Source organism: Gordonia zhenghanii, from assembly GCF_021738965.1.
In the GTDB taxonomy this organism is placed as follows: Bacteria; Actinomycetota; Actinomycetes; order Mycobacteriales; family Mycobacteriaceae; genus Gordonia; species Gordonia zhenghanii.
This window is the reverse complement of record NZ_JAKKOQ010000013.1, coordinates 58,525-74,918: the sequence shown is the minus strand read 5'-3', so window position 1 is coordinate 74,918 and position 16,394 is coordinate 58,525. Positions and strand designations below refer to the sequence as shown.

Below are 16,394 nucleotides of genomic sequence, written 5' to 3'. Positions count from 1 at the left end.
GCGGTCCAGGCCCCATAATTCAAGGGTGGAAACAGTGGACTCCAAGCGCACCATCCTCATCACGGTCAGCGGCCCGGACAAGTCGGGAGTCACCTCGTCGTTGATGGGGGCGCTCGCCGGTGTCGGCGTCGACCTCCTCGACGTGGAGCAAGTGGTGATTCACAACCACCTGACGCTCGGCGTCCTCGTCTCGACGACGGGATCGGCCGCCGCCGTCCTCGACGCCGTCGATCTGCCCATGCATTCGCGCGGCATGTCGGTCGAGATCAAGGTGGATGCGACGAGTCACGGGCACCGACCGTCGACGCACGCGATCGTCATCCTCGGCAGGCCGGTGTCTGCGGAGGCGTTTCAAGCCGTCGCCGCCGAAGTCGCCGGCTGCGGCGGAAACATCGACTCGATCCGGGGCGTCGCCGACTACCCGCTGACGGGCCTGGAACTCCTGGTGACCGTCGGCGAGGACGCGTCGACCGACACGGCGCTGCGTGCCGGCCTGGTGACGGTCGCTGCGCGATTCCCGATCGACGTCGCCGTCGATCGTGGTGGCCTCGCGCGTCGCGCGAAACGCGTCATCGTGTTCGACGTCGACTCGACGCTCATTCAAGGCGAGGTCATCGAGATGCTCGCCGCGTCGGCTGGACGGGAGGCGGAGGTCGCGGCGGTGACGGAGGCCGCGATGCGCGGGGAACTCGACTTCGCCGAATCGCTGCACGAGCGGGTCAAGGCGTTGGAAGGGCTCGACGAGTCGGTCATCGATCAGGTCGCGGCGTCGCTGGAGTTGACGGCGGGCGCTCGCACGACGATCCGAACGCTGCACCGGCTCGGTTATCACTGCGGCGTGGTGTCGGGTGGTTTCCGACAGGTGATCGATCCACTCGCCCGCGAACTGGAACTCGACTTCGTCCGCGCCAACACCCTCGAGATCGTCGACGGAACGCTGACCGGTCGGGTGATCGGCGAGGTCGTCGACCGGCCGGGCAAGGCGCGGGCTCTGCGTGCGTTTGCCGATCAGGTCGGTGTCCCGATGGGGCAGACGATCGCAGTGGGCGATGGGGCCAACGACATCGACATGTTGGCGGCGGCCGGCCTCGGCATCGCGTTCAACGCGAAGCCCGCGCTCCGCGAGGTAGCCGACACCACGCTCGATCACCCGTTCCTGGACGCCGTCCTGTTCATGCTCGGTGTGACCCGTGACGAGATCGAGGCAGCCGACTTCGAGGACGGAACCCTTCGCCGGGTGCCGTTGGAGTCGTAGGACCGTGTTTGTCGACTCGTACGACCGTCTCGTCGGCTACGTCGGCGGCGGCGAGGATCCCGAGGACCCCGCGGACGTCCTCGCGATGCAGATGGTGCTGCAGATCGAGAAGACCTATCCGCCGAGCAGGCACGGACTGCTCGTCGCTGCCGCCCGAGCGGCCGTCCTGCTCTGTCTCGACGACCGGGGAGGGCCGGAGGGGCCGTGGGCGCCCGGTCTGGACGAGTGGTGCGATGCCCGGATCCGCAAGATCGCGCGCCGCGCACGCGGTAAACCGTGGCGCGATGTGCAGGGCCTGTGGGGCGTGACCGCCGAGCACGACGGCTGCTCTGTTCGCGCGTTCGTGCCCAGTCGCGTCGGCGACGTGGATCAGCGGATTCGCAAGTTGCAGATCGGTGGGACCGACGTCGACGGCGACCTCCCCTCCGATGATCCGGTGGGCGCGTCCTCCGGAAACGAAACCTCTGGGCCCACCGTCGACGGGCTGTGCCTGTGGCTCAACCCGGACCTGGAGATGTCGGTCGGAAAGGCCGCCGCGCAGGTCGGACATGCGTCGATGCTCGGCGTCGCGCTCTTCGCCGTCGAGGATGCCGAAGCCTGGTACGGCTCCGGGTGTCCGCTGGACGTGCGCCTCGCCGACAGTGGCCGCTGGTCGGCGTTATGCACCGCCGCGGAGAGTGGCGCCGCCGCCGCAGTCCGGGACGCGGGCTTCACCGAGGTCGCGCCCGGCTCCATGACGGTGATCGCCGAACGCGCGCCCGTATCCGTTGAGCGAGCGCCCGTTTTGTAGTTGGTTGAGCGCCCGTTTTGTAGTTGGTTGAGCGAACGTGCCTCTTGTAGTCGGTTGAGCGAGCGAAGCGAGTCGAAACCCCGCCCCGGCCGCGCACACCCCGCAGACGAACGGTCGCTCAGTCTCCCTGCGGCGCAAGATGTTTGACGGTGCCGAGCAGCACCTCGCGGTCGCCCGCCAACGGTGCGAGAATCAACTCGTCTGCGCGTGCGAGGCCTGCGAACCCGGCCAGTTGCTCGCGGACCTGGTCGGGGGTCCCGACGGCGGCGTACCGGAGCATCTCGTTCACCTGGGCGCCGGGGGGAGCGTCGAGCAGCATCTCGGCTTCGGCGTCGGTGAGGTTGCGGCCCTGGTTGAACAGATGCTTGATCCGGCCCACCTTGGCCTTGTGGAACTCGGACGCCGCGCGCTCGGCATCGTCGTCGGCGATCACCGCGGCCGCTGCCATCACGTAGGGCTCGGACTCGCCGCCGCCGGGCAGTGGGGACGGGCGGAAGTCGCGGAGATAGATGTCGACGGCCTGTTCGAGGGCCTGCGGCGCGAAATGCGATGCGAAGGCATACGGAAGGCCGGTCGCCGCCGCCAACTGCGCGCCGAACAGCGACGAACCGAGGATGTAGAGCGGGACGTCTGAGCCCTTGCCCGGAGTGGCCTGGACTCCCTCGACGCCGGTACCGGAGAAGTAGCGGAGCAGTTCGACGACGTCCTGCGGGAAGTGCTCGGACGCAGCCGGCGAGCGGCGCAGTGCGTGAAACACGGCCTGGTTTCCGCCGGGTGCGCGTCCGAGACCGAGGTCGATGCGGCCGGGATGCAGTTCGGCGAGGGTACCGTACTGTTCGGCGATCGCGAGCGGCGAATGGTTGGGGAGCATGACGCCGCCTGCACCGAGACGGATCCGCGACGTGTGTGCGGCGATGTGCGCGATCAGCACGGCGGGAGCCGACGATGCGATCGTCGGCATGTTGTGGTGTTCGGCGTACCAGATGCGCTCGTATCCGTGGCCGTCGGCGTAGATCGCCAGCTCGGTCGAGTACCGCAGCGATTCGGCGACCGCCTCACCGTCGCCGACCTGGGCCAGGTCGAGCAGCGAGAGTGGAATCGAGGCAAGGGAGGGAGAAGAATCGGTCACGCCCTTGTTCAGCGAAATATGTCACTCGTTTATTCCGCTGCCACGGAACGCAGGTCCATCCGGCACCATGGACGTCGTGACCGAAACCATCGCTGATCCCGACCTCCTCATCGAATTCCACGACGTCTCGTTGGTACGCGGCGGCACGACGCTCGTCGGGCCCGTGGACTGGCGTGTGGAGCTCGACGAACGATGGGTGATCATCGGCCCGAACGGCGCAGGCAAGACGTCGTTGCTGCGCATGGCCGCGGCTCTCGACCACCCGACGCGCGGCGAGGCGTTCGTCGTCGGCGAGCGGCTCGGACGCACCGATGTCCGAGAACTCTCGACCCGGATCGGGCTGGTGAGTTCGGCTTTCGCCGGACGTGTGCCCGCCGAGGAGAAGGTGTCGGATCTGGTGATCTCGGCGGGCTACGCCGTGCTCGGGCGGTGGCGCGAGGAATACGATCCGATGGACCGCGCGCAGGCTTCGGACATCCTCGAGTCGATGGGCGCCGAACATCTCGCCGATCGCACGTTCGGCACGTTGAGCGAGGGCGAGCGCAAACGGGTGCTGATCGCGCGCGGGCTGATGACAGATCCCGAACTGCTCCTGCTCGACGAGCCCGCGGCCGGACTCGATCTCGGCGGCCGCGAAGAGCTCGTCGATCGGCTGGGAATCCTTGCCGCCGATCCGGATTCGCCTGCGATGGTGTTGATCACCCATCACGTCGAGGAGATCCCGCCAGGCTTCACCAATGTGTTGATGCTGTCGGAGGGCGGCGTCGTCGCACAGGGCGCCATCGAGGACACGTTGACGGCGGAGAACCTGTCTGCGACGTTCCGGCAGAACATCGTCCTCAATTACGACGACGGACGCTACTTCGCGCGGCGTGCTCGTCGTGCGGGCGGACACCGCAGGGCCTGACAATCGCGTCGGGTTAGTGTCGATTGACCTTCAAATGGTGATCAGAGGAGACCTCCGTGGCTGAATCCAGTGCGGTCCCGGTGCGGGACGCGTCCACCGTCGTACTCGTGCGGGACGGCGCAGACGGCATCGAGGTGTTTCTGCAGCGGCGGGTCAAGCAGATGGCGTTCGCCGGCGGCATGACCGTGTTCCCCGGCGGGGGAGTGGACCCGCGGGACCGCGACGCCGACATCCGCTGGACGGGACCCGAGGTCGACTTCTGGGCGGACGTGTTCTCCACCGACGAGGAGTCCGCTCGCGCACTCGTGTGCGCAGCCGTCCGCGAGACGTTCGAGGAATGCGGCGTCCTTCTCGCCGGAACGACCGACGCCGTGCACGACGACCCCGCGGCGCTGTTCTCCGAGCGCGCGCGACTGGAAGCCAAGGAGATCTCCCTCGGGGAGTTCCTCGCAGCTCAGGGACTCGTGCTGCGCGCCGATCTGCTTCGGCCACTCGCACACTGGATCACCCCGGAGAACGAGAGTCGCCGGTACGACACGCGCTTCTTCCTCGCGTCGATGCCCGACCGGCAGGAGGCCGACGGCGAGACCAGCGAGGCCGCCGAGACGAAGTGGATGTCGGCAACCGCGGCGCTCGCCGACTGGGATGCGGGAAACCATTTCCTGCTGCCGCCCACCTGGACGCAGTTGCGCGACGTCTCGTCGTTCACGAACGTCGACGACCTGCTCGCCGCGCAGCGCGAGATCACCGCGATCCAGCCGACGATCAGTGACGGCTCGGGAATCGCCGGACTGCGGTTCGCCGACTCGGACAGCTACCTTGCCGCCCTGTCAGACGGTCGCGGGCAGACGAGCCTCTCGCCGTAGCGGCGCAACTGATCACGTCGGCAGTTGCGCGATCTCCGTGTCCGCGTACTTCGAGACCAGATCGAGGACCCGCTGGTAGTGGACAGAGCCGCGGTCGACGATCGACGTATGAGTCTCGCCGTCCAGAAGTCGCAGATATCCCTTGCCGCCCGCCTTGTCGAGGGCGGCGACGTACCGGATCGAATTGTGCGGCAGCACTAACGAATCGTTCTTGCCGTGGATCGCGGCGACCGGGATCGTCGGATCGAGGTTCTGGATCGGGTCGACCGCCGAATACCGCTCCGGCACGGCGTGCGGTTCGCCGCCGAGCGCCGCCACGATCCGGTCGTCGCCGTCCTTGACGGCCTGCACCATGTCGAGTGGTCCGGCGAGAGAGACGACTCGTTTCGGCCGGAATGCGGGCCGGGCGCCCACCTCGCCGGGTTCCAGATCGTGGCGAGTGCCACCCCAGACGGCGAGCTGCGCTCCCGCCGAGTGTCCGACGACGACCTCGTCGCCGGTGGTGATCTCCGGGTGCGCTGCGTCGAGTTCCACCACGTAGTCGAGCGCCCGCGCCACGTCCACGAACGTCGCAGGCCACCCGCCGCCTGCACCGACGCGGCGGTACTCGATGTTGTAGACGGCCATTCCGCGCGCGGCGAGGTCGCCTGCGATGCCGTCGAAGATCTCTGCACCGAGCGGCATCTTCCATGCCCCGCCGTGGACGAGGACGACGAGAGGCACGGTGTCGACCGCCAGGTCGCCTGCGGGCAGATAGAAGTCGGCCCAGTTCTGGTCGGGATCGGCGTCCGGTCCCGAGTAGTACTGGACCCGAGACTTCGTGACGCCGTCGGGCACGGGAGCCGGATGACCCGGCGAGGTGCTCGTCGGATCGGGGCCCGAGGGATCGGGGCCCGAGTCGGGCGCCGAGCAACCGGCGAGTACGAGCGTGATCGCCGCGGTGAGGGCGAACAGGGACCGGCGCATCGGCGATCTTCCTCTCGAGACTCCCGAAGTGGAGACGCGTCGATGTTACCGGTTGTCCAGAGTGTCGCGGTCGTCCCATTCCAGGAGGGTGTCGAGACGATGCGCGACGTCGTCGATTCTCTCGTGCAGGTCGCCGAGGCTGGCGAGTCGGTCGGGCACAGTGGCGACCGTGAAGTCGTCTGGTTCGACGTCGTCGATCTCGTCCCACCTGATCGGAGTCGACACCGTCGCGCGAGGCGTGGCCCGGACGGAGTAGGCGGCGGCCATCGTGTGGTCGCGGGCGTTCTGATTGAAGTCGACGAACACCGACGACGGATCTCGGTCTTTGCGCCACCAGGTGACGGTGGCCTCGCCCGCCGACCGCCGCGCGACTTCGGCGCCGAAGGCATGCGCAGCGCGACGGACGTCGGCGAACCCCCACTCCGGTTCGATGCGCACGTAAACGTGGAGTCCGTGACCGCCCGACGTCTTCGGATAGCCGGTGATGCCGAGTTCGTCGAGGACCTCGTGCACGATGTGCGTGGTTCGACGCACTTTCGGGAAGTCGCAGTCGGGCATCGGGTCGAGGTCGATGCGCCACTCGTCGGGGAACTCGATGCCGGGAGACGGGGGAACGGTCCCGGCCCGCCGTGAGTTCCAGGGGTGGAACTCGACGGTCGCCATCTGGACCGCCCACAGCACGGCTGCCGGTTCGGTGACGCACAGCTCGTGCACGGTCCGGGAGTACCGCGGGAAGTACACGTCGACGGTCTCGATCCAGTCGGGCGCTCCTGCAGGCAGTTTCTTCTGGTGGACCTTCTTCTCGGTTGTGCCTTTCGGAAACCGGTGGAGCATGCACGGGCGGGTGCGCAATGCGCGGGTGATCGGCTCGCCGACGGACTGGTAGTAGTGGGCCAGGTCGAGTTTCGTGAGACCCGCCTCCGGGAAGTAGACGCGGTCGGGACTGGTCACTCGGACCGTCCGCGTCTGCCCGTCCGTCCCGGGGACCAGTAACTCGACTGCATCAGCGCCCATGGGGTAACAGTAGTTCGCTCACGTCTCGCTCATGAGGACTGATTGAGGATCAGAGCTTACTAACCGGTAGCCTGCCTTGCATGGCTGAGTTCGTGACCCTGGAGACATCGCCGGATCATCCCGGCGTCGGGACGATCCGTTTGAATCGTCCGCCGATGAACGCGTTGAACCGTCAGGTTCAGACCGAGTTGGCGGCGGCCGCCGACGAGGCGTCGACGCGCGACGACATTAAGGCGGTCATCGTCTACGGCGGACCGAAGGTTCTCGCTGCGGGCGCGGACATCAAGGAGATGAACGACATGTCGTTCGCCGACATGTCGAAGGTCGCAGGCCGCCTGCAGGACGGGATCGGCGCGATCGCGACCATCCCGAAGCCGACGGTCGCCGCGATCACCGGATACGCACTCGGCGGAGGCCTCGAAGTGGCGCTCGGCGCCGACCGCCGGATCGCTGGCGACAACGCCAAGCTCGGTGTGCCCGAGACGCTGCTCGGCGTGATCCCCGGCGGCGGCGGAACCCAGCGCCTCGCACGACTGATCGGCCCGTCGCGCGCCAAGGACATGATCTTCACCGGCCGCTTCGTCGGAGCCGAGGAAGCGTTGCAGATCGGGCTCGTCGACCAGGTCGTTGCACCCGACGACGTCTACGACGCGGCGCTCGCGTGGGCCGACCAGTTCGCGAACGCGGCCTCGGCCGCACTCGCCGCGGGCAAGGCCGCCGTCGACGCCGGACTCGACACCGATCTGACGACCGGCCTCAAGATCGAAGCGCAGCTGTTCGCATCCCTGTTCGCGACCGACGATCGCACGATCGGCATGGAGTCGTTCGTGGCGAACGGCCCCGGCAAGGCGAAGTTCACCGGAAAGTAGGACGACGATGACCACGATCGACAACAACAACGACCCGGCGCCGAACCCGCACGCCACCGCTGAGCAGGTCGAAGCCGCGCTCAAGGACACGAAGCTCGCTCAGGTCCTCTACCACGACTGGGAGGCCGAGACGTACGACGAGAAGTGGTCGATCTCGTTCGACGAGCGCTGCATCGACTACGCGCGCGGTCGTCTCGACCTGATCCTTCCCGACGTCGATCTGCCGTACGGGCGTGCCATGGAGTTGGGCTGCGGCACCGGCTTCTTCCTGCTGAACCTGATGCAGTCGGGCGTCGCTGAGAAGGGCTCGGTCACCGACCTGTCACCGGGCATGGTGAAGGTCGCGCTCCGCAACGCGGAGAACCTCGGGCTCGACGTCGACGGCCGCGTCGCCGACGCCGAGAGCATCCCGTACGACGACGACACCTTCGATCTCGTCGTCGGACACGCGGTGCTGCACCACATCCCGGACGTCGAGAAGTCGCTGCGCGAGGTGCTGCGCGTGCTCAAGCCGGGTGGACGCTTCGTGTTCGCCGGTGAGCCGTCGACCTACGGCGACTTCTACGCGCGCTGGATGAGCCGCGCCACCTGGTGGGCCACCACGAACATCACCAAGTTCGGCCCGCTCAAGAGCTGGCGGCGTCCGCAGGAGGAGCTCGACGAGAGCTCGCGGGCCGCAGCCCTCGAAGCGGTCGTCGACATCCACACCTTCTCGCCCGAGGACCTCGAGCGCCTCGCGAGCAGTGCCGGAGCGGTCGACGTCCGTTCGTCGAGCGAGGAGTTGGCTGCCGCGATGCTCGGTTGGCCGGTCCGTACCTTCGAGGCCGCGGTGCCGCCGGAGAAGCTCAGTTGGGGCTGGGCCCGATTCGCGTTCGGCGGCTGGAAGCGCATGACCTGGCTCGACGACAACGTGCTCCGCAAGATCGTCCCGCCGGAGTTCTTCTACAACGTGCTGATCACCGGAGTGAAGCCGGAGAAGTAGTCTCCGCAGCCTCGGATACGTTCTCGCTGTCTCAATGCGTCTTAGCAGCCTCCGCGGAGGCTGCTAAGACGCATTCAGCGTGCGCTACTGCCCACGTTGATCGAGCGGAGTCGAGATCCCGCTGATCGAGCCGCCACCCACGCTGATCGAGCCGCCACCCACGCTGATCGAGCCGCCACCCACGCTGATCGAGCCTCCACCCACGCTGATCGAGCGGAGTCGAGATCTAACCCCGCACACCGGGCCGACAGAGGAACGCGGTGGCGTTGCGCCCGATCCGCGTCAGGATGAGGGTCATCGGCGACGATCCCTTCAGCTTGAGCCGGCGTCGCAGGCGATCGGGGTCGATGTCGAGGCCGCGGACCAGGATCTCCAGACTCCCGCAGTCGTGCGCAGCGAGCGCGGTGCGCAGGACTCGTTCGGTGACGCCGACCTGGTCGACGATCGCGAACCCCCGGGCTCCGGCGGGAACGGCGTCGCCGGTCAGGTACGCGATCTGCGGGTCGAGCTGTCGGAGTCCGTGCCTGCGGGCGTAGTGACGGACGAGACCGGCGCGCACCACCGCGCCGTCGGGATCGACGATCCAGTCGTCGACTCCGGGGTCGTCGATGTCGTCTGGATCGTCGGAGGACAGTTCGTCGGCGTGCACGACGCTGTCTGTGCCGGTGCGCAGCACGGTGGCGCGGCGGGCGGGCAGGTCGTCGGCCTCGGTCCACAGGCACGCTTCGCGGACGCCGCCGTCCAACGACGTCACCTGGACCGCTGCCTCGACGCCGAACCGGTCGCGCAGCATCTGGTAGTCGAGACCGGGGGAGCATTTCACCACCATCGGCCGTCCGGCGTACACCGACAGGAGTTCCAGAAGCGGCGGGTCGAGTTCGTCGAGTCGGAACGTGCGCCCGCGCGCAGTCCGGCGTGCGGGGTCGGCGATGACGACGTCGGCGCGAGAGCAGGGGGCGAGGGCGTCGGCGCGCAGGAGTTGGACGCCGCGTCGGTCCCGCAGGTTGTGGGCGGCCATCGCGAGACGGACGGGGTCGAGGTCGCTGCCGATCACACCACTGACGCCGTCGGACGCGGAGAGCGCCACCATCTCGGCGCCGATCGAGCACGTCACGTCGTGGACGACGGCTCCGGGGTGGCGGACGGCGATGTCGGCGGCGCGACGCACGGCCACCGCGGACGGCGTCGACTGCTGCAAGGCGGTATCGCTCAACAACAGTGTGTCGGGGTCGTCGAGCTTGCCGGCGGCACGCCGCCGCGCCCGCACCGTCTCGACGAGCGCGGCCTCGTGCGGCGCGTGCTTTCGGCGCAAGGCCGGAATGTCCTTCAACAACGACGAGTCGGTCAGCGGGAGAGCTGCGGCGTCCGCGAGCGCGTCAGAGCCCCGCTCAGAGGTGAGGAACGCGATGTCGTCGACGTCGAACTCGTACGCCACGGCGTCAGGGTCGGCGATCGAAGAAGTAGAGTGTCCCGTTCGTCGTGGCCACCACGAGTTGGCCGGTGGCCGAGACCGCGACGCCCGTCGAGAATCCGGCGGCGTCGGGCAACGGCAGCGACCGCTTGGTCTTGCCGGTCTTCGAGTCGAACTCGGTGAGCACGAGTTGTTCGTCAGGGCCATCGCGGACCACCGACCACGCGGTGCCCGCTGTGGTCTGAGTGCCAACGCCCGCGAGGTGGACGTCGTCGCGGCGCGCTACTTCGGAGACGTGGCTGCCGTCGTCGTGCAGGATCGTCAGCGGCGCGCCGAGGCTGCCCGCGGGGATGAGGGTGCCGTCCGGTGACACGGAGAGAGTCGCGAATCCAGCGTCGTCGAGCTGATACGACCAGCGGACTCGGCCGTCGGTGGCGTCCACCGCGTACAGCTTGCCGTCCCGGCCGAACGCGTAGACGGTCCGTCCGTCCGCCGACAGCGACGCGGGTCCGGCCATGCCGCCGCCCAGATCAGCGGTCCACAGCGGGTCGATCTTCTCGTTGCCGTCGGCGTCGGCGTACGTGAGAGCGGTGAGCTGAGAGTTCTTGGCACCCTGCGGGAAGACGTTGAGAAAGGTTCGTTTGGCTGCGACGTCGACGGCGGGCGGTGCGGCGATCGCACACTCCGGTCCGCCCGTCGTGCACTGCGCGATGCCTGCGGTCGGGTCGGCCTCCTTCGGCTTCGGCCGATACCGCTTCTGCGGAGCAGCCAAGTCGCCGGTCTGGGTGTTCACCAGCAGTACTTGACCGCCGGTCGTGGCGACGAGGAGACGTCCGGGGCCCGCCGACTTCGCGGAGAGGCCGAGGCCGGCCGTCGGTAGACGCCACCGGATCGCGCCGCCGCTGCTGTACGCGACGAACAGACCGGCCTTCCCGATGTACGGCTGCCCGAGGTTGTCGTAGAACGCGGTGTTGAGCGCCGACTCGGTCCCGAGTCGCCTGCAGAAGTTCTTGCGGCCAGAACGCTGGTCGAGGACCTGGAAGTCGCATCCCGACGGTGCCTGTGACGTACTCGCGACGTCTCCGCCGCTGTTGATCGCGACCTGGGACAGGACTCGCCCGCCCGCCGCTCGGGTCCACGACAGACGAAGGTCGTCTGGGACCCCGGCGTACGTGAAGTTCGCGTTGGCTCCGCTGCCGCCGGACGACGACCAGCCTGCCGCCGGCTGCGCCCGGAGATCATGGTGGCCGTCCGAGCATGCGGACGCGACGACGGCCAGAACAGCTGTGAACACTATGAAGACCAGGCGTGAACTGCGTCGTCGGCGGACTGCCTGGGTCATCGTGCTCCTGATGTCGGTGGTCGGGGCTCGCGGACGACTCTATCGTGTCGCCTCGACCTGATTCCGCAGGCCGGGCACGGTCCATTAGGGTTTGTCGTCATGACCACGATGTGGAACGCGTCCTACCGTTCGCGCCGACGCGCCGGTCGGGCCAGAGATCCCGAGCAGGCCCGATTTCTGACGCTCGATTCGTTGCGATGGATCAAACGCAATCGTGCCTGGACGCCCTGGTATCTCGTCCGCTACTACCGGTTGGCCAAGTTTCGTCTCACCAACCCGCACGTGGTGCTTCGCGGCATGGTGTTCCTCGGCAAGAACGTCGAGATCCACGCGACTCCGGAGCTCGCGCGCCTGGAGATCGGACGTTGGGTTCACATCGGTGACGGTAACGCGATCCGCTGCCACGAGGGCAGCCTCCGGATCGGTGACAAGGTGGTCTTCGGCTGCAATAACGTCGTCAACTCGTACCTCGACATCGAGATCGGCGGGTCGACGCTCGTCGCCGACTGGTGCTACATCGTCGACTTCGACCACGTCACCGACAACATCGACCTCCCGATCAAGGATCAGGGCATCGTCAAGGGGCCGGTGCGGATCGGTGCCGACACGTGGGTGGCGGCCAAGGTGACGGTGTTGCGTGACACGATCGCCGGGCGCGGCTGCGTCCTCGGCGCGCACGCCGTGGTCCGCGGCCAGTTCGACGACTACGCGATCATCGTCGGCGCGCCCGCGCGTGCGGTGAAGAACCGCAAGGACGTTTGGGAGGCCGGTGCGGCCAAGCGGGCTGAAATCGAACGCGCTCTCGCTGACATCGAGCGTAAGAAGGCATCGGCCGACGGCGCAGCGGGTGAGAACTTCGCGGATGAGAAGGCGCAGTCCGGCGACGTCTGACCTGGTCGCTACTCGCCGGCTGTGTCACCGGCCGCCGGCTGCTCGGCTTCGGCGGTGGTCTCGGCTTCCGCAGGCGGTGCGTCGGTCGTAGACGGCGCGGGCGCTGTCGTGTTCGCAGTCCATTGCCCGCCCTGCGTGCTGACAACGGTGACGGTTCCGTCGGGCGCTGTCACCTGCAGGTCGTCCGTGCCGGGAAGCCATCGGACATCGCTGCCCGACGAGAAGTCGTCCCGGTAGACGACGTCCGTGCTCGTAGTGTCGCGGATAGTCACTTGCGAGCCCTCTTGGTAGTACGAGTACGCGGCGGACGCGCTGGACGTCCCTCCTGCGGGGAGTTCCGGTTTCTGCGACGTCGATGTGGGGACGGCCGATCCAGGTGCGGTCGATGCCGTGGGTGCACTCTCCTCAGTGGAGTCGGTCGGCGAAGCAGATTCGGGCGGCTGAGTCTTCTCGGACGGACGGGTGGATGCGGACGGTTCGGGTGCGACAGATGAGGTGGGCGCCGCGCGTTTCCCCGCAGGTGTGTTCGGGGTGACGCACTCGGGTCCGCTCGGAAGGAGTGCCCGGTACTTGATGCTTTGCGAACTGGTCGGCGACGACGTCCAGTTGCCGACCCTTGCGACCACATGTACCGAGAAGGTGCTCCCGAGAATCGCACTCAAGAGCGACGTGATCAGTCCGACAGTGATCGTGAAGCTCTGTGAGTCCTGCGTCGTCGGCCCGGCGGTGCCGAGAGATGTCGTGCCGGACATCACGTTATAGGTGAACACTCCTCGCTGTTCCGCTGGAACGGGCCAGGTCAGCACCACGTTCTTAAATAGGAGACCGCTGACATCCCTGCACGTGAGACTCGCCGGAGCGTTGACCTGGACCGCGGCGAGCGAACCTGCTGCCGTCGCCTGGTTCGGTGGCAGAGCTGCTTGCGCATTACCTGACACATGCAGTCCCGATGCGGCGATCACGACGACCGACGCGGTTGCGGTTCCGGTGCGTAGCCGTTGCGCCGTCGTCGAGCGGCGCCACCCGTTCGCGGGTGCGAACGCCACGGCGAGAAGGAACAGGGCTGCGAGCACCTGCAAAACAAGCGTGTACGGATTCTGCAACCATGACGCGACATATCCGAGGACGGGCACGGACCCGAACACACGGGTGCCTTCGGTCACGACGTACGCATCGTGGTCGGGCGCGTTGTTCCCGTCGCCGCGCATAGTCAGCGTCACCGAGTTCCCGGCGACGCCGTCGATGGAGACCACGCGGTGGGTCACCCGGACTCCGTCGTCACGGATGACGCCGACCACGTCTCCCGGGTTCAGATCCGTCGCGGGAACTGCTTTGCTGATCCCCAACGAGCCTGTTGGAATCGTCGGCGCCATCGAACCTGTCTCGAAAACCACCGGTCGGACGCCGAGCACCAGCGCGATCAAGGTCGAGACGATGCACACGACACCGACGACGGCACCCACCGTCAGTGCCAGGTCGGCGATGCGGCCGCGTCGACCGTCTCCGTGGCTGTTCATGCGGACGTCGCATCGAAGGTGAACAGGACCGTCCCGGACGTTCCGGCAACCGTCTGGGGCACGCCGGACGGCGGCATGGTCAGCTGGACGCACAACGCCTCTACTCCCGTACCAGCGGTGAGCGGTCCGCGATTGCCTGCGAATAGGACAGGGCTGGCCGGGATCGGCTGTGCGGAGACGATCGACGTACCGGTGCACGTGCTGTTCGCCGTCATCTTGAGTGTCATCGACCGTCCGAGAGAACTGCTGCTCGACACGCTGACGCTGTATCGGAATGCGGTTGCACCAGTGTTCTGCACGTTGATCACGGTCGGAGTGGTGGTGTAGCCGGGGTACACCGGGCCCGAGAAGGCGAAGTTGTGCTCCTTGACGGTGTTGGCCTTGATCTCGAGCGCAGTCGTAGTGAATTTGCCCGATACGGTCGCGGCGCTCGTCGACCACAGTGCCGTTGTGCCGATCGCGCCGGTACCGAGTAGCACGCCGCACGCCAGTGCGGCGCGCACTCGGCGTGAGGTGCGCTTCGTGAATCTGGACGGTTTCACTGTTCCTGCTCCTCGGTGCTTGTCGGCGATGCGGCGGCGACCACCGGCAGTCGTTCGGTCGGTGTGTCGTCCACATCCGGGGTCTCGTCGTCGCGATTCTGGTCCTCGCGGAACCCGGTGTAGAACTGCCAGGCGCCGTAGGCGAACAAGGCCCCGGCGATCACGAATACGACGATGGTGCGTCGGTTGCCGCTGAACCACGTGTTGACGTAACCGAGGTAGGGGATCGAGTACCAGAGCCGTCCGCGTACCTGGACCGCGCGGACCGCTGGTGCGTCGACGACGTTGTTCGCGTCGCCCTTCGTGATGAATCGGACCTCGCCGTCGTCGGCGCTGGTCACCTCGATGATGCGGTGGGTGACGACTTCGGGGTCGCCCGATCGGATCTGGTAGGTGATGACGTCGCCGACGCCGAGGGTGTCGGCTGGTTGTGGTTTGACGACGATCAACGATCCCGGCGGATAGTCCGGTCGCATCGATCCGGTCAGCACGGTGTACGGCTGGCCGCCAGCGATCTTCGGGACGACGATCGCGGCGAAGAGAATCGCGAAGGCTGCGGCCAACAGAAGCCACGACACGGCCTGCCACAGGTAGTGGATGGCCGACCGTGACGTTGCGTCGGCAGCCGCGGATGAACCAGCGCCGGGGCCGGGATCGGCAGTGACATGCCGCTGTTCGGTCACGGACGCACCTGCTCGGCGGCGAAATTGAACGTGATGCGGAACGTCGCGGACGGTGCGCCGGTGATCGAGACGAGTTTGGCGCGAATACACCATGTCGTCGACTCGGCGGGCTCCAGCCGTTGCAGTGGTGGCGCTGGCGGTGGTGGCACGAAAGTCTGAGTCGCGACGGACGTGTTCGCTGCCTTGAAGGCCCCGGACAGGTCGGTCGTCGCCGCGGCGGGGCACGAACCCCGCGCGCCGGACAAGCGCACCGTCACGACACCGCTCTCTTCGACGGTCGGTCCGGCTGTGGCGAGTGTGAACTCGAGCGGTGGTGTGCCGGTGTTGGTGATCTCGAGTTCGGCCTGTCGTGCGTCGCCTGGTGCGAGGTTCTCACCGCTAAGGGCTTCAAAATTGAACGACGACCCCGAACCACTTCCCACGCGCAGGCTCAGCGAGCCGGTGTGGACCGTGGTGCCCGAGCCCATGTCCATCTGGTCGCGCCACTGGGCCCCGGTGGTCTGCACCGATCCGAAGATCAGCACAGCCACCAGGACTCCTGCGGCGGCCAGGAGGACGTTCCTTCTGTTCATCGGGTGTCGTCGTCGATTGTGTTCAGCTCAGATCACGGACGGACTTGGTTGAGCGTCACCTTCATACCGGAGACGGAGACTGCTGTGCCGACGTCCTGCAGATTCGGTGTGCTCTCCAGGAAGTTGACTCGGACGGTGACCGGGAAGTTGTCACCGTTCGAGACGGAGATCGGCGCAGTGGTGGAGTCCGTGCCGTTGACCGTGGTGGTCACGGTGAAGTTGTTCGAAGGCACGTTGCCGGTGCCGAGGTCGACACCGAGCGTCGCCTTCATGTTCTTGCCGGTTGCAGCGACGGCGCAGGTCCCTGCGTACTGCCAGATGTCGCCGGGGACCATCAGGTCCGTGCCCGGGGTGATGACGGTACTGCCGTTCATCGTGGGGCTCACATCGGTCCACGCGCCGGTGGTCCCGCAATCCAGACCGAACTGGCCTGTCGTGATGTTGCTGCCCGCGATGTCCTCCGTGTCGCTCCACAGAGCGAACGATCCGGCGCCGCCGAGTAGGACGATGGCGCCTGCTCCGATTGCGAGCGCGCCTTTGGTCTTCCGATTCATCTCGATCTCCTGTGCTGTGGATCACATCCACAGGGGTGTGGTTGTTGATCTCACACAGATGGTCGCCGGAATCGTCGGAAACGTTTCGCGCTGGCACGAAATCA

General features: G+C 67.1%; 17 protein-coding genes. 7 read left to right on the top strand and 10 right to left on the bottom strand.

What is annotated here, in order from left to right; translation table 11 throughout:
- The first annotated feature begins 34 nt into the window (after positions 1-34).
- Complete coding sequence (gene serB, locus L5G32_RS14205; protein ID WP_372491701.1) at positions 35-1,255, top strand: phosphoserine phosphatase SerB; 1,221 nt, start codon at positions 35-37, stop codon at positions 1,253-1,255.
- A gap of 4 nt (positions 1,256-1,259) precedes the next feature.
- Positions 1,260-2,045, top strand: a complete 786-nt coding sequence (locus L5G32_RS14200) for a peptidyl-tRNA hydrolase (RefSeq protein WP_237011717.1) — start codon at positions 1,260-1,262, stop codon at positions 2,043-2,045.
- A gap of 118 nt (positions 2,046-2,163) precedes the next feature.
- On the opposite strand, the gene L5G32_RS14195 is transcribed toward L5G32_RS14200, so the two are convergent.
- Positions 2,164-3,174 (bottom strand): LLM class flavin-dependent oxidoreductase, encoded by a 1,011-nt coding sequence (locus L5G32_RS14195; protein WP_237011716.1) that lies wholly within the window; start codon positions 3,172-3,174, stop codon positions 2,164-2,166.
- 76 nt (positions 3,175-3,250) lie between these two features.
- Here L5G32_RS14195 and L5G32_RS14190 point away from each other — a divergent pair, with 76 nt between their 5' ends.
- Together L5G32_RS14190 and L5G32_RS14185 are read left to right on the top strand one after the other, a co-directional pair.
- A complete protein-coding gene (locus L5G32_RS14190) occupies positions 3,251-4,081 on the top strand; it encodes an ABC transporter ATP-binding protein (protein ID WP_237011715.1) in 831 nt (276 codons plus the stop codon).
- A 56-nt stretch (positions 4,082-4,137) separates the two neighbouring features.
- A complete protein-coding gene (locus tag L5G32_RS14185; RefSeq protein ID WP_237011714.1) occupies positions 4,138-4,947 on the top strand; it encodes an NUDIX hydrolase in 810 nt (269 codons plus the stop codon).
- Positions 4,948-4,959: 12 nt separating this feature from the next.
- On the opposite strand, the gene L5G32_RS14180 is transcribed toward L5G32_RS14185, so the two are convergent.
- Together L5G32_RS14180 and L5G32_RS14175 are read right to left on the bottom strand one after the other, a co-directional pair.
- Complete coding sequence (locus L5G32_RS14180) at positions 4,960-5,913, bottom strand: alpha/beta hydrolase family protein (RefSeq protein WP_237011713.1); 954 nt, start codon at positions 5,911-5,913, stop codon at positions 4,960-4,962.
- 45 nt (positions 5,914-5,958) lie between these two features.
- Positions 5,959-6,927, bottom strand: a complete 969-nt coding sequence (locus tag L5G32_RS14175; RefSeq protein ID WP_237011712.1) for a DNA polymerase domain-containing protein — start codon at positions 6,925-6,927, stop codon at positions 5,959-5,961.
- Positions 6,928-7,007: 80 nt separating this feature from the next.
- Between L5G32_RS14175 and L5G32_RS14170 the strand changes: the two genes are divergently transcribed.
- Positions 7,008-7,796: an enoyl-CoA hydratase/isomerase family protein gene (locus tag L5G32_RS14170; protein ID WP_237011711.1), complete on the top strand. Its 789-nt coding sequence runs from the start codon at positions 7,008-7,010 to the stop codon at positions 7,794-7,796.
- Between the two features lie 7 nt (positions 7,797-7,803).
- Entirely contained in the window at positions 7,804-8,778 is a 975-nt protein-coding gene (locus L5G32_RS14165; RefSeq protein ID WP_237011710.1) for a class I SAM-dependent methyltransferase, read from the top strand.
- Between the two features lie 226 nt (positions 8,779-9,004).
- Here L5G32_RS14165 and L5G32_RS14160 read toward each other — a convergent pair whose 3' ends face one another.
- On the bottom strand, positions 9,005-10,213 hold the full coding sequence (locus L5G32_RS14160) for a THUMP-like domain-containing protein (protein ID WP_237011709.1): 1,209 nt from the start codon (positions 10,211-10,213) through the stop codon (positions 9,005-9,007).
- Between the two features lie 4 nt (positions 10,214-10,217).
- A complete protein-coding gene (locus tag L5G32_RS14155) occupies positions 10,218-11,531 on the bottom strand; it encodes an outer membrane protein assembly factor BamB family protein (RefSeq protein WP_237011708.1) in 1,314 nt (437 codons plus the stop codon).
- A gap of 99 nt (positions 11,532-11,630) precedes the next feature.
- Between L5G32_RS14155 and L5G32_RS14150 the strand changes: the two genes are divergently transcribed.
- Complete coding sequence (locus tag L5G32_RS14150) at positions 11,631-12,422, top strand: acyltransferase (protein ID WP_237011707.1); 792 nt, start codon at positions 11,631-11,633, stop codon at positions 12,420-12,422.
- A gap of 8 nt (positions 12,423-12,430) precedes the next feature.
- On the opposite strand, the gene L5G32_RS14145 is transcribed toward L5G32_RS14150, so the two are convergent.
- From L5G32_RS14145 to L5G32_RS14125, 5 genes are read right to left on the bottom strand one after another with little or no spacing between them, the layout of a single operon-like run.
- Positions 12,431-13,939, bottom strand: coding sequence for a signal peptidase I (locus tag L5G32_RS14145; protein ID WP_237011706.1), 1,509 nt, complete (start codon positions 13,937-13,939; stop codon positions 12,431-12,433).
- The gene (locus L5G32_RS14140) at positions 13,936-14,481 is read right to left on the bottom strand and encodes a hypothetical protein (protein ID WP_237011705.1); all 546 of its coding nucleotides are present in this window, start codon (positions 14,479-14,481) and stop codon (positions 13,936-13,938) included. The genes L5G32_RS14145 and L5G32_RS14140 overlap by 4 nt, the downstream gene beginning before the upstream one ends.
- Positions 14,478-15,164: a signal peptidase I gene (locus tag L5G32_RS14135; protein WP_237011704.1), complete on the bottom strand. Its 687-nt coding sequence runs from the start codon at positions 15,162-15,164 to the stop codon at positions 14,478-14,480. The genes L5G32_RS14140 and L5G32_RS14135 overlap by 4 nt, the downstream gene beginning before the upstream one ends.
- The gene (locus L5G32_RS14130; RefSeq protein WP_237011703.1) at positions 15,161-15,736 is read right to left on the bottom strand and encodes a hypothetical protein; all 576 of its coding nucleotides are present in this window, start codon (positions 15,734-15,736) and stop codon (positions 15,161-15,163) included. Before L5G32_RS14130 ends, L5G32_RS14135 begins: the two co-directional genes overlap by 4 nt.
- A gap of 32 nt (positions 15,737-15,768) precedes the next feature.
- Entirely contained in the window at positions 15,769-16,290 is a 522-nt protein-coding gene (locus L5G32_RS14125) for an alternate-type signal peptide domain-containing protein (RefSeq protein ID WP_237011702.1), read from the bottom strand.
- Positions 16,291-16,394: the final 104 nt, after the last annotated feature.

Coding starts and splice junctions, on each gene's coding strand:
- L5G32_RS14150 (WP_237011707.1), top strand. CDS start 11,631: ATGACCACGATGTGGAACGCGTCCTACCGTTCGCGCCGACGCGCCGGT.
- L5G32_RS14165 (WP_237011710.1), top strand. CDS start 7,804: ATGACCACGATCGACAACAACAACGACCCGGCGCCGAACCCGCACGCC.
- L5G32_RS14145 (WP_237011706.1), bottom strand. CDS start 13,939: ATGAACAGCCACGGAGACGGTCGACGCGGCCGCATCGCCGACCTGGCA.
- L5G32_RS14170 (WP_237011711.1), top strand. CDS start 7,008: ATGGCTGAGTTCGTGACCCTGGAGACATCGCCGGATCATCCCGGCGTC.
- L5G32_RS14130 (WP_237011703.1), bottom strand. CDS start 15,736: ATGAACAGAAGGAACGTCCTCCTGGCCGCCGCAGGAGTCCTGGTGGCT.
- L5G32_RS14155 (WP_237011708.1), bottom strand. CDS start 11,531: ATGACCCAGGCAGTCCGCCGACGACGCAGTTCACGCCTGGTCTTCATA.
- L5G32_RS14180 (WP_237011713.1), bottom strand. CDS start 5,913: ATGCGCCGGTCCCTGTTCGCCCTCACCGCGGCGATCACGCTCGTACTC.
- L5G32_RS14175 (WP_237011712.1), bottom strand. CDS start 6,927: ATGGGCGCTGATGCAGTCGAGTTACTGGTCCCCGGGACGGACGGGCAG.
- L5G32_RS14125 (WP_237011702.1), bottom strand. CDS start 16,290: ATGAATCGGAAGACCAAAGGCGCGCTCGCAATCGGAGCAGGCGCCATC.